14 protein-coding genes are annotated in these 12,090 nt (G+C 67.2%); 6 read left to right on the forward strand and 8 right to left on the reverse strand.

The window, feature by feature from the left end; all coding sequences use genetic code 11:
• Window positions 1-2: 2 nt before the first annotated feature.
• Genes QZZ29_RS05300 through QZZ29_RS05310 form a run of 3 tightly spaced genes read right to left on the reverse strand, consistent with a single transcriptional unit; the run spans window position 3 to window position 2,990 of the window.
• Window positions 3-818: a carbohydrate ABC transporter permease gene (locus QZZ29_RS05300; RefSeq protein ID WP_291381944.1), complete on the reverse strand. Its 816-nt coding sequence runs from the start codon at window positions 816-818 to the stop codon at window positions 3-5.
• Window positions 811-1,782, reverse strand: a complete 972-nt coding sequence (locus QZZ29_RS05305; RefSeq protein WP_291381945.1) for a sugar ABC transporter permease — start codon at window positions 1,780-1,782, stop codon at window positions 811-813. The genes QZZ29_RS05300 and QZZ29_RS05305 overlap by 8 nt, the downstream gene beginning before the upstream one ends.
• Window positions 1,779-2,990, reverse strand: a complete 1,212-nt coding sequence (locus tag QZZ29_RS05310) for an ROK family transcriptional regulator (protein ID WP_291381946.1) — start codon at window positions 2,988-2,990, stop codon at window positions 1,779-1,781. The genes QZZ29_RS05305 and QZZ29_RS05310 overlap by 4 nt, the downstream gene beginning before the upstream one ends.
• 121 nt (window positions 2,991-3,111) lie before the next feature.
• Here QZZ29_RS05310 and QZZ29_RS05315 point away from each other — a divergent pair, with 121 nt between their 5' ends.
• A complete protein-coding gene (locus QZZ29_RS05315) occupies window positions 3,112-3,438 on the forward strand; it encodes a DUF2469 domain-containing protein (RefSeq protein WP_291378681.1) in 327 nt (108 codons plus the stop codon).
• On the opposite strand, the gene QZZ29_RS05320 is transcribed toward QZZ29_RS05315, so the two are convergent.
• Genes QZZ29_RS05320 through QZZ29_RS05335 form a run of 4 tightly spaced genes read right to left on the reverse strand, consistent with a single transcriptional unit; the run spans window position 3,435 to window position 6,011 of the window.
• The gene (locus QZZ29_RS05320) at window positions 3,435-3,875 is read right to left on the reverse strand and encodes a hypothetical protein (protein ID WP_291381947.1); all 441 of its coding nucleotides are present in this window, start codon (window positions 3,873-3,875) and stop codon (window positions 3,435-3,437) included. The two genes, QZZ29_RS05315 and QZZ29_RS05320, sit on opposite strands and share 4 nt — an antisense overlap.
• Before the next feature lie 20 nt (window positions 3,876-3,895).
• Window positions 3,896-4,423: a DsrE/DsrF/DrsH-like family protein gene (locus QZZ29_RS05325; RefSeq protein WP_291381948.1), complete on the reverse strand. Its 528-nt coding sequence runs from the start codon at window positions 4,421-4,423 to the stop codon at window positions 3,896-3,898.
• Window positions 4,424-4,434: 11 nt separating this feature from the next.
• On the reverse strand, window positions 4,435-4,749 hold the full coding sequence (locus tag QZZ29_RS05330) for a TusE/DsrC/DsvC family sulfur relay protein (protein ID WP_291381949.1): 315 nt from the start codon (window positions 4,747-4,749) through the stop codon (window positions 4,435-4,437).
• A gap of 29 nt (window positions 4,750-4,778) precedes the next feature.
• Complete coding sequence (locus QZZ29_RS05335; protein ID WP_291381950.1) at window positions 4,779-6,011, reverse strand: FAD/NAD(P)-binding oxidoreductase; 1,233 nt, start codon at window positions 6,009-6,011, stop codon at window positions 4,779-4,781.
• A gap of 268 nt (window positions 6,012-6,279) precedes the next feature.
• Here QZZ29_RS05335 and QZZ29_RS05340 point away from each other — a divergent pair, with 268 nt between their 5' ends.
• From QZZ29_RS05340 to QZZ29_RS05360, 5 genes are all read left to right on the forward strand, one after another.
• Entirely contained in the window at window positions 6,280-6,636 is a 357-nt protein-coding gene (locus tag QZZ29_RS05340) for a YraN family protein (protein ID WP_291381951.1), read from the forward strand.
• Window positions 6,633-8,153: a YifB family Mg chelatase-like AAA ATPase gene (locus QZZ29_RS05345; protein ID WP_291381952.1), complete on the forward strand. Its 1,521-nt coding sequence runs from the start codon at window positions 6,633-6,635 to the stop codon at window positions 8,151-8,153. The genes QZZ29_RS05340 and QZZ29_RS05345 overlap by 4 nt, the downstream gene beginning before the upstream one ends.
• Entirely contained in the window at window positions 8,150-9,343 is a 1,194-nt protein-coding gene (gene dprA / locus QZZ29_RS05350) for a DNA-processing protein DprA (protein WP_291381953.1), read from the forward strand. Before QZZ29_RS05345 ends, dprA begins: the two co-directional genes overlap by 4 nt.
• Before the next feature lie 91 nt (window positions 9,344-9,434).
• A complete protein-coding gene (locus QZZ29_RS05355) occupies window positions 9,435-10,340 on the forward strand; it encodes a tyrosine recombinase XerC (RefSeq protein ID WP_291381954.1) in 906 nt (301 codons plus the stop codon).
• An 11-nt stretch (window positions 10,341-10,351) separates the two neighbouring features.
• On the forward strand, window positions 10,352-11,152 hold the full coding sequence (locus QZZ29_RS05360) for a FliA/WhiG family RNA polymerase sigma factor (protein ID WP_291381955.1): 801 nt from the start codon (window positions 10,352-10,354) through the stop codon (window positions 11,150-11,152).
• Here QZZ29_RS05360 and QZZ29_RS05365 read toward each other — a convergent pair.
• The gene (locus tag QZZ29_RS05365) at window positions 11,149-11,679 is read right to left on the reverse strand and encodes a M23 family metallopeptidase (RefSeq protein ID WP_291381956.1); all 531 of its coding nucleotides are present in this window, start codon (window positions 11,677-11,679) and stop codon (window positions 11,149-11,151) included. The genes QZZ29_RS05360 and QZZ29_RS05365 overlap by 4 nt on opposite strands.
• Window positions 11,680-12,090 lie beyond the last annotated feature (411 nt).

A 12,090-nucleotide genomic window follows, 5' to 3' on the forward strand; every position in this document is an offset into this window, starting at 1 on the left:
GGCTACTTGATTCCCGAGCCTGCTACGCCCTGAATGATGTACTTCTGGGCGAAGATGTAGAGGGCGAGCATCGGAATGATGCTCACCACGGAGCCGGCCATCATGACGTCCCATTGGGTGGTGAATTGCCCCTGAAGGGACGCCAGGGCGAGCGGCAGAGTCTTGAGTTCGTCGGAACGCAGGATGACGAGCGGCCAGAGGAACGCGTTCCAGCTACTCATGAAGGCGAAGATGCCAAACGTGGCCATGGCGGGACGGACGTTGGGCATGACGATGCTGGCGAAGGTGCGCAGGTGGCCCGCGCCGTCGAGCATGGCCGCCTCGTCGAGTTCGCGTGGCACCGTCACCATGGCCTGGCGCATCAGGAACACGCCGAATGCGCTCGCCACGGACGGCAGCAGTACACCGAGGTAGCTGTCCACGAGGCCGAGCGACTTCATCTGGTCGAACAGCGGCACCAGCAGCACCTGCATCGGGATCATCATGGTGGCCAGGTACAGAGCGAAGGCCGCGCGTTTTCCGGGGAACTCGAAGCGACTGAACGCATACGCGGCGAGCGCCGACGTCGTCACCTGGATGACGGTGACAGCCAGGGCAAGTCCGACTGAGTTGGCAACGGAGCGGGCAAACGTGGTGGTTGAAAACAGCGTGCGGTAGGCGTCGAGCGAGGGGTCCTCGGGGATCAGGGTCGGGGTGGCGGAAAGGCCCGCGCCGGACGTCACCGACGTGATGACGGTCCACACGAATGGGAACACCATGGCGATTGCGCCCGCCGTGAGAACGGCCGCAAGAATCCAGGTGCGCTTTGACTTAGGCATAGTTGACCCACTTCCGCTCGCCGCGGATCTGGATCATGGTGATGGTCATGATCACGCCGAACAGCAGCATCGATAGCGCGGACGCCATGCCGGCCTGGCCGTACCGGAAGGTGAGGTCGTAGACGCGCTCGACCACCACCTCGGACGAGCCGTTGGGCCCGCCTCCCGTCATGGCATACACCTGGTCGAAGACCTGGAAGCCATTGATGAGCGAAATGATCACCACAAAGAAGATCTGCGGAGACAGTAGCGGCAGGGTGATCGTGCGCAAGCGGCTGAACCAGCCCACTCCGTCGAGCGTGGCGGCCTCCTGGACGTCCGTGGGGATGGTCTGCAGGCCCGCGAGCAGGAGCACCATCACGTAGCCGAGGTCCTTCCATGCCGACGCCAGGATGATCGACGGCATCGACCACGTTGGGTCCGTCCACCAGCCGGGTCCGTCGATCCCGAAGTTGGCCAACACGGTGTTGACGATGCCCACCGAGGGGTTGAGGAGCCACCGCCAGACGATCGCCACGGCGATCCACGAGGTGACGACGGGCAAGAAGTACACGCCGCGCAACAGGTTGCGGCCGCGGAAGGCGCGGTTCAGTCCCAGCGCGAGCGCGAGGCCACCGACGAACGTGAGCGGGAGGGTGCCCGCGACGTAGTACAGCGTGTGGCCGAAGACCACGAGGGTGTCCTGGTCAGTGAAGAGCTCCTGGTAGTTGCTGAGACCGGTCCACTTCATGGGGCTGATGAGATTCCAGGTGTGGAGGCTCGCCCACGCGGCCCGGAACATCGGCACCACCACGAACGCGAGTAGCGGGATAGCCGAGGGCGCCAGGAACAGGTACGCGATCATGGTGGCCTTGTTGCGGCGCGCTCGCGCCGTCTGGCCCGGCTTGCGCTCAGGGGTCAGTGGTTTTGACGAGCCCGGCGATGCAGGGGAGACGGCGGTGCCGACGGTGGTGCCGCGGTTCATGCGGGGTTACCTGCGGCGGCGTCGATGAGGCGAGCGCGAACCAGCCTTCCCTGCTCGCCGGAGACGCCGTCGGCGTCAAAAGGAGTGGACAGGACGAGGGAGGCGGCGCCTTGCGCCCAGCGGTCGTCTTGCCAGCCCTCGACCGCGACCTCGATACCGCGCTTGCGAGGCATCACTGACGAACGCAGCGCGGGTTCGAAGCCCATGGACCAGTGCTTCCACGATTCGGCGCCCTCACCGAGGATCACGATCAACTCCGGGTCGAGGGTGTTCACGACGCCCGCGATCGCGCGCCCCAGGAGGTGGCCCGCCTCGGCAAAGATCCGCTGTGCCGCCTCGTTGCCGCCGCTGGCGACAGTGGCGAGGGCGGTGATGCCGGCGTCGGCGCCGATCACGCCCTCTCGCCGAGCCGTCTCGATGAGCGCGGACTGGCCGATGATCGCCTCGAGGCACCCGAGCGCGCCGCACTGGCAACGCGGGCCGTTCTCCGCCATGGGGAGGTGTCCGATCTCGCCGGCATTTCCCGAGTGGCCGCGCACGACGGCGCCGCCGGCCACGATCCCAGCGCCGATGCCGGTGCCGATCGTGACCACCAGGAAGTTCTCGTGCCCGCGACCGGTGCCAAAGAGCGACTCTGCGAGCGCCAAGGCGTTGACGTTGTTGTCGATGAGGACGGGCAAGTCGGTCGCGTTGCGCAGGGCGAGGCCTAGGGGCAGTTGGCTCCAGCCGAGTTGGGTGGAGTCGACCACGCCCTCGCTTTGCTCGAGGACGTTGCCCGGCAGGCCGACGCCCACGCCGAGCAGATTGGCGTGGGTGGAACTAGAGCAGAAGGCGCTCACAGCGTCGGTGAGTTGCGCGAGTGCCATGGTGTGGGTCGCGTCGAACTGTTCGGTCGCGGTGCGGGTCACGGCGCCGCCGAGGCCCACCTCCACGAGCGTGAGATGATCTGGCGCGACCTTGACGCCAATCGCGCCGAAGCTGCCCGCGGTGAGGCCGAGCAGCAGGGCGGGACGTCCACCGCGGGAGGGGCTGTGCTCAAGTTCCGTGAGGAGTCCATCCGCAAGGAGGTCTCGCGTCAGTTTCGTGATGAGGGCAGGAGAGAGTCCGAGACCGCGGGCCAGATCGGCGCGAGACGTCGCGCCGTGCGCGCCGATGTGCGCGAGGATGGCCGCCCGATTGGCATCAGTGCGGGCCGAAGATATCGCCACGGCTGAACTCCTTTGTTTACAACTAAAGAAAAACTACAACTAAGTGTCGCGATCTGTCAATTCCGGGGTGCCGCGGCGTCGCGATGCCGCACCGCGGCATCTCGTGGGTGATGATGGGGGGGTGAGCAGCGAAGACCTGGAGAACTACGAGACCGAGGCAGAACTGGCCCTGTACCGCGAGTACAGGGACGTGGTCGGACTGTTCCGCTACGTCGTCGAGACCGAGCGGCGTTTCTATCTGGCCAACAAGGTGGATCTGCAGGTGCGCTCGGCAGGCTCGGACATCTACTTCGAGGTGACGATGGCCGATGCGTGGGTCTGGGACGTCTACCGCTCCGCCCGCCTGGTCAAGAACGTGCGTGTGGTGACGTTCAGGGACGTCAACGTGGAGGAACTTGACCACGACGACGCCATGCCGGACATCCGTCAGTTGCGCGGCGGACGCTAGTTCTTGACCTGGGACTCCCGCTCGGCGCGGGCCGCGAAGGACATCCGTACGTCCTTGTACGAACAGGGTGGGTTCAGTCCGGGGTTGCACTCCCAGTCATCGCGGTACCACGTGCCCAAGAAGCTCCCGTCGCTGTCCCGATCGCCCTCGAAGGTGGTGTTCTCGGGCCAGCCCCCGGAGGGAAACGGGCTGTCGGCTGGCCAACTGGGTGGCTTAGCGAACGTGCGGGTGAACCCAAGGCGCAACACGTCGCCGTCGAGTTCGAACCACGTCTCGGACTCGTTCTCGTCGTTCAGCACCTCGACGGTGCCGGTGTCAGCACCTTCGAACCGCAGCGTGAATGCCGTTCCTTCGGCGCCGTCGTCACCACGCCACACCATGTTCCACGTTCCGCTGAGGGGGTCGGTGGCATCGGCGTCAACCGGGCCCGCGCGCACGCCCACCGCCCCGCCGGCGGCTAGATAAAGAGCGTCTGAGCCCCCTCCGAAAGGTCCATGAAGTCGGCGGCAGTGATGATGTCCTCGACGTCATCACGCAGGTCTTTCATGGTGAGCCCCTGCATGTCGGCGCTCATCCGGCACGCCCAGAGGCGACCGCCGGAGGCGACGATCTGGTCCAGGAACTCGTCGACCGGGGGCACGCCCACGTCGTTGATCTGCTTGCGTAGCATCCGGGTTGCGATCGCGGTCATTCCCGGGAACGGCGACAGCCATTGAGGCATCCGTCCTCCGACGGGGAGGTGCATCGCGGTATTTCCGACGGGGCTGAACGCGAGCTTGCGTTGGCGGTTCTTGGTGATCATGTCGAAGCCCCAGAAGGTGAAGAACAGGTCGACGGAGATACCCTCTCCTAGGGCCGCGTTCGCGAGCACCAGACCCGGATAGGCCATGTCGAGGTTGCCCTTGGAGCAGATGACAACGAGTTTGCGGTCGGTCTCCTCCGCGTCGCCGAAGTCGGGAACGGAGCGTGGCTGGGTGTCGGTCATCAGGCGCCTCCTCAGACGCAGCCAGCGGGCTTGGGCAAACCCGCGACGTACGCCATCTTCTTGCCCGGCTTCTTGGGGAATAGTTCGAACTGCCGCTTGACCGGCACGCCGCCGACGGTGGCGACGCGGCGGGTGGTCGCACTCTGCCCGGTCTCGGCGTAGTCGGCGCGCAGGAACCGGACCAGCGTCCAGTGTTCCTCGGTCATCTCGATGCCGATCTGAGCGGCGAGCTCGGCTCCCAGCGCCTCGTCCCACTCGTCGTACTCCGTGAGAAACCCCTCCGCGTCGACATGGATCTCGCGCCCCATGACACTCGTGGTCGCCATGTTTGCTCCTTCGTAGTCGGGAGGCGTCCTCAGGCGGGCGCCTTCTTGCCCTTCATTGACATCTGCGCTGGGAGTGGCAGTGGCCGGCCCGCCAGCAGCATCGACCAGTACACCCACTCAAATCCGAGCTTGCCCAGGTGGTTCAGCCGCGACTCCTTGAGTAGCGGCAGCGGGCCCACGAGCGGATACGGGAACGTCCCGGGCAGCGGCTGCGTCTCGTAGTTGAAGTCGATCAGCATGGCCTTGCCGCCGCCGGACTCGATGAAGCACGTGGCGTGCCCGTCGAATGTCTCGGTCGGTTCCTTTCCCTCGACTATGCGTGCGAACTGGTCCGGGAACACGTCCATCTCGAAGTGAGCCACCGCCCCCGCCTTCGACGTGGGCACATTCGCCGCGTCGCCGACCGCGAAGATCGTGTCGTACGTGGTGTGGCGTAGCGTGCCCTTGTCCACGGTCACGAAGTCGAGTTCGTCGCCAAGTCCCGACCGCCCGACGAAGGCCGCGCCGCGGTTGAGTGGAACGGTAACAAGCAGGTCGTACGGCACCTCGCGCTCGTCGTAGGACACGATCCGACGCCCCTGCGCATCAATCCTCTCGATCATGAAGTCCGGCTCCACCGAGATGCCGCGGTCCTCAAGCAGAGTGCCAAACGTGGCCGACGCGATCGGCTTGGTGAAGGCGCCGTCCAGCGGAGTCACAAAGGTGATCTCGACGTCGTCACGGATGCCGCGGCGACGGAAGTGGTCATCGGCCAAGAGGGCAAACTCGATGGGCGCGACGGGGCACTTGATCGGCATCTCGGTGATGTGAACGACGAGGCGGCCCCGGTCGAAGCGCGCGATGGCCTCACGCAGCGCCAGCGCGTCGTCGTAGGTGTAGAACGAGTGCACGGCGCCGTGCCAGTCCTCGGCCATGCCAGGAGTCTCGTCGGGGTGAGGGGACGTACCGGTCGCGATGATCAGGAAGTCGTAGTGGAGCTCGCTTCCGTCGAGTAGCGACACCGTACGGGCGTCCGGATCGACGCGCTCGACCTCGCCCCGGACGCGAGTCACGCCGTCCGGGACGTAGCGCGCAGCCTCGCGCCGCGCCCGCGTGGGCCGGTATCGCCCGAAGGGGATGAACAGGAAGGCGGGTTGGTAGTAGTGCGCGCCGCGCTGCTCGACGATGGTGATCTCCCAGTCGTCGCGCGCGAGCCGTCGGCGCAACTTGTTGGCCGCGATCGTCCCCGCCGTGCCTGAGCCAAGGATCACCACTGTGCGCATCGCGGACCCCTCCATCGGGTTCCCGCCCTCGGCGAGGGCGTTGACACTTCCGACGCTATGCCCGGGGGGTACCCGCCAAGAGGGACTTACGTCCGTGCGGGGAGCTTCGTCCAGCGGACCGGCTGTCGACCTCGGCGCATGCCTCGTGGCGCCGCCACGCCGGGGCTTCGTCGTGCCCAGGGCCGCCGCAGCAGGCTCTTCCCCAGCGGCGACCCGTTCGCCCCCGAGCCCGACCGCTCCGCCGCGACGGTAGTCACGGAGGTGCGACATGGCGGCGAAGGACGCAGTGGGGCGGTACGGGGAGCGGGTGGTCGCGGAGCGGCTCGAGTCGCTCGGTTGGGAGGTGCTCGACCGCAACTGGCGATGCGCGTTAGGGGAGCTCGACATCGTGGCGGTGGACGGCGGATGCATCGTCGCGGTGGAAGTCAAGACCAGGCGCACCGCGACCTTTGGTTCACCCCTAGAGGCGGTGACGCCTGTCAAGGTCGCCCGGATCCGCAAGCTTCTCGCCGCATGGCTCGCGGCGCAGGATCGGACATTCTCCGAAGTGCGCATCGACGTGGTGGGTGTGACGCTGCCAGGCGCGGGGGCCGCGCATGTTGAGCACGTGAGGGGCGCCGCATGATCGGCCGGACCAGATCAGTGGTGCTGACCGGCGTACGTGGTCACCTCATTGACGTGGAGGCGCACCTCGCGGCGTCGCTGCCCACGTTCACCCTGGTCGGGCTTCCCGATGCCTCGCTTCACGAGGCGCGCGATCGTGTCCGGGCCGCCGTCGCCTCGTCCTCACTCGCATGGCCGCAGCGCCGCGTCACGGTCAACCTGTCGCCGGCATCGTTACCCAAATCGGGATCGGTGACGGACCTCGCGATCGCGGTGGCCGTGATGGCCGCGGCAGGGATGATCGCTCCCGCGTCCGCGGCGCGCTCGGTGCACCTTGGCGAACTCGGTCTCGACGGGCAAGTGCGCCCGGTGCGCGGCATCCTTCCCTCGGTCATCGCCGCCGTCGACGCAGGCTGCCCCCACGTGGTGGTTCCGCAGGCCAACCTGGACGAGGCGGCGCTCGTGCCCGGCGCCGAGGTCACCGCGGTGGACTCGCTCGCACAACTGGCCGCCCTGTACGGCAACGATGACGCCCGACCTACAGCCCGTGGGCCGTCGGCGACTCCGTCCACCGAATCGGCCCCGGAGACGAACGTCCCTGACCTCGCCGATGTACGCGGGCAACCCGAGGCACGTTGGGCGCTGGAGGTCGCGGCTGCGGGAGGGCATCATCTGCTGATGGTCGGGCCACCCGGGGCCGGGAAGACCATGCTCGCCTCGCGCCTGCCCGGCGTCCTGCCCGATATGGCACCGGGCGACGCGCTCGCTGCCACCTCAATTCACTCCGTCGCAGGCACGCTGGACGCCTCGATGGGGCTACTCACGCGGCCGCCCTTCGAGGCTCCGCACCATTCCGCATCGGCGGCGGCGATCGTGGGCGGAGGTGCCCGTCTCGCCCGGCCCGGGGCGATTTCCCGGGCGCACGGGGGAGTGCTGTTTCTCGACGAGGCACCCGAGTTCCCCACCGGAGTCCTGCAAACGCTGCGGCAGCCGCTCGAGAGCGGCGAGATCGTGCTGCATCGTGCCTACGGCGCAACGCGCTATCCCGCCAGATTTCAGTTGGTGCTCGCGGCCAACCCCTGTCCCTGCGGCCACTATTTTGGCCGCGGTGGCGACTGTTCCTGCACCCCGATGGCTCGCCGGCGATACTTCGCGAGGCTGAGCGGTCCCCTCCTGGACCGGATAGACCTCCAAGTGGACGTCTTGCCAGTGCGGCGGGCACAGGCGGCGCCCGGAGAAAGTTCAGCGTCAGTGGCCGAGCGTGTCCGCGAGGCTCGCGACCGAGCCCGAAGCCGTTGGGCGGACTTCCCGTGGACGGCGAGTGCGCAGGTGCCGAGTCGTTGGCTCCGAGAGCACACCCCGCGGTCGGCGGCGTCGGTCGCTCATGCGGCCATGGAGCGCGGCAGACTTTCGGCTCGCGGTGCCGACCGCGCATTGCGCGTTGCGTGGACACTCGCCGACCTTGACGCCGTCGCCGTGCCCGCGAGCGACCACGTGGCGCGCGCGATGATGCTGCGTTCGCGGGATGGTGTGCAATGAGTCGAGATGAGCGAGAGGCCCTGATCGCGTGGAGCGCCATCGCGGAGCCCGCCGACGTGGTGGCGGGTGCACTTGTCGATGCACTCGGCGCCTGCAGGGCACTCGACTGGGTCATGCGTGGTTGCGACCGTCTGGCACACGTGGCCGCGCGACTGGCGGAGACCGAGGGTCCCGAGTTGGCGAGATCGGCCGCGCGCGCGCACGAGAGGTGGGAGGCAAGACTCGATCGGGTCGAGGAGCCGCACGAGCGTCGAACCGACGCCGTCGGGGGGCACATCGTCACTCGCGTCGACGCTCAGTGGCCGAGCGTCCTGCAAGACCTTGGGCAGGCGCAGCCGTTTGCGCTGTACGTCCGCGGAGATGGGAATCTGGACGCGCTGTGGGGCTCGGCTGTTGCGGTGGTCGGCTCGCGCTCAGCGACGTCCTACGGCGCTTACACCGCGGGCGATATCGCACATGGCATAGCAGCGGCGGGCCGGGCCGTGATTTCCGGAGGTGCCTACGGCATCGACGCGGCCGCACATCGAGCTGCGCTCGCCCAAGGCTCACCCACCGTCGCCGTGATGGCGGGGGGTGTGGATCGCCTGTACCCCGTCGGCAATGACGACCTCTTGAAGCGGATCGCCGGCTCGGGGGCAATTGTGAGCGAGGTGCCGCCCGGTTTCGCTCCTCACCGGTCCCGATTTCTCAGCCGGAACAGGTTGATCGCGTGTGCGAGTGCCACCGTGGTGGTCGAGGCGGCGGCACGGTCCGGAGCGCTGAGCACGGCACGTCATGCGGCCGAACTGCTGAGACCGGTGGGTGCCGTTCCCGGGCCGGTCACCTCTGCATCGTCCGCAGGCTGCCATGCCTTGGTGAGGGAGGGCGTGGCCGTCCTCGTGACAGGTGCCGATGAAGTGCTTGAGCTTGCCTCGTCCTTGACGGAGTTGCCCGCACCACGGGACCAAGCCGATGCGCCGACCGCGCAGGGCCGGATCCTCATCGATTTCGGCTCACTTGGCGAGCGCAAGATGTTTGACGTACTCACGCGAAGAGGCAAGGCCGTCGAGGCTGCGGCGGCAGCCGCTGGACTTTCCCTTGATGAAGCGCGGACCGCGCTCGGAGCCCTTGAAGCCGTCGCGCTGGCGGAACGGCACCGCTCCGGTTGGCGCCGAGTCGACGGCCACATGCCTGTGGAAAAGGGGATATAACGGTGCAAAACACCCCACTGTCGGGTGAAGGATGTGACAAATGTTACTCACGGGGTTGATTTGACGGGAGTGACAGTGCCAGAGTATGGCCATGGCAGCCGAGGTGCGCACGGTGAGGGAGCGGTACGCCGCTGCGCTGCGCCATGGGTACGGCGCCTCGCCACACACGGTCCGCGCGTACCTGGGCGACCTGGATGACTTCGCGAACCACCTTGAACTGGACGACGACTCCACGTGGAGCGGCGTTCAACTTGCCGACATCCGTTCGTGGCTCGCTCACATGGCGGAAGGCGGCAAGAGCAGGAGCACGCTAGCGCGGCGCGGCGCGGCCATCCGTACGTTCTTTGCATGGGCGCATCGCACGGGACTTGTTGACCACAATCCCGCGTTGCGCCTCGCGTCCGCGCGACCTGCCAGCACTCTTCCTGAGGTCCTCGACGTGGCAGACGCGAGCCACTTGCTCGACGTCGCCCAGCTGCGGGCCGACAGCGGCGACCCCCTCGACCTGCGCGACTGGGCGATGGCCGAACTGCTGTACGCGACCGGAATCCGGGTGGGCGAACTCACCGGTGTGGACGTTGGCGACATCGACATGGCCGAGCTCACCGTGAGGGTCGTCGGCAAAGGCAACAAGGAACGCGTCGTGCCCTTTGGCGTCCCGGCGATGAGCGCCCTCAACGCGTGGCTCGACACGGGTCGCATGGCGTGTGCGCCGCGTGACGGTTGCGCCCTCTTCGTGGGGCGACGCGGCGGACGCGTCGACCAACGCCAAGTGCGCGACGCGATCCACGCGCTCGCCGGGCTCGCCAGCGTCCCAGACATCGCGCCCCACGCGCTGCGCCACACGGCCGCGACCCACCTTCTGCAGGGGGGATCGGACCTGCGCACGGTACAAGAAATTCTTGGCCACGCCTCGCTCACCACCACGCAGCGCTATACCCACGTCACGGCGGATCGATTGCGTAGCGCCTATCAACTTGCTCATCCGAGGGCCTGAGGGGACACACCATGACCACGTATGAAGCTGACCTCGACACCGTCGCCATTCCCACCCCGCTCGGGGCCACGTGGGAGATGCTCGCGAACGGGACGGAGGAGCAGCAACGCGACGCTCGAGACCACCTCATCATGCACTATGCGCCGCTCGTCACCCGGGTCGCCACCCGCATGATCGGCAGGCTGCCTGACACCGTGGAGCTGGCCGACCTCGTCTCGTACGGCATGTTCGGCCTCATCGATGCGATCGAAAAGTTCGAGGTGAGCCGGGGCTTCAAGTTTGAAACGTACGCGGCGACCCGCGTGCGCGGTTCCATCATCGACGAACTGCGCGCGGCGGATTGGGTCCCCCGCTCGGTGCGGTCGAAGGCGCGCGCCGTGGAGACCGCCACCCGGGGCCTTGAACAGAACCTGCTACGGCAGGTCACCGATGGTGATGTGGCGCAAGAGTTGGGGTGGGCGACCGCGGAGGTGCGGTCGGTTCGCGCTCAGGTGGCACTCAGCCACATCGGCGCGCTGGATGCGTTTGGTACGGGGGACGACACCACCATGATCGAAAGTGTCACGGCGCTGGCGGTGCCGGGAGCGTCGTCTTCGGTCGAGGTGCGCGAAACCCACGCATTGCTGGCGACCGCCGTCCAAGGCGTGCGCGATCGGGAGCAGCAAGTCCTCCAGCTCTACTACTACGAGAACCTCACGCTCGCCCAGATCGGCCAGATCCTGGGGGTGACGGAGTCTCGGGTGTCCCAGATTCACTCCGCGGCCGTGAAGAAGCTTCGCGAAAGCCTCGAGCAAACTGGGGCGTTTGCCTAAGCGGCATTCTCGGCCCACCCGTCGAGCGGGAGCAGCCGCACGGGTCCAAAGCCGTCGAGATAGTCAAGAGGGTTCACGTAGCGGCCGTCGCGCCGCAGCCCCCAATGAACGCACGTGGCGGGTGCGCAGTGGCCAGCGACGGTGGAGATCGTTCCCAGCTGATCGCCGACACCCAGGACGTCTCCTACGCGTACCACCGCGTCCACAGGCTCGAACGACGACACGAAGCCTCCCATGTGGCGGATCGACACCAGGGGTCTGTTCACCACGACGCCCGCGTAGGTCACCTCGCCGGCAGCAGGGGCTGTCACGGACCGGCCCGCCGATGTCGTGAGATCGATTCCGCGGTGACCGGGCAGCCAGTCGTGCGCCGGCAACGATGCGAGTCGCGCGACTGAAAACGGCTCGACGGGGGAGACGAACCTCGTGGACACCGCCCCCTGGGCGGGGGTGACGGACACGAGTGCGAGGCACGCCACTGCGGCCGCCATGGCGAGGCGCCGTCGATGTCGAATCGGGGTATCCATGTCGCCATTCCAGACCCTCGGCTTGGCCCGAGGTGGTGGCGCGAGGCTGCGGTGAGGACCGCGCACACGGGCGCGGACTGGGCACGACCGCGAGGAGGGGACGAATCGGCTACCATAGTTGCGCACCTTCATGCCGAAGGTGACGACGCGCGCCATTCGCCCGCCCCCATCGTTCACACGATGAGGTAGGGCGCCGGGACAGCGATGGTCCGGGGAGACCCGGTGCTGAACCGCGTTGGTGCTAGGGGCTGCAACTCAAGGGCAGCCATCAACCGAAAACTCGGAATGGGTCCGCCCGTTCCGCCTCACATGCGCGCGGACAGCGCGCGGAATAAGGATCTGCCATGGCAGTCGTCACGATGCGCGAAATGCTGGACGCCGGTGTGCACTTTGGACACCAGACCAGCCGCT

The organism is Demequina sp. (assembly GCF_016278765.1).
Lineage (GTDB): Bacteria > Actinomycetota > Actinomycetes > Actinomycetales > Demequinaceae > Demequina.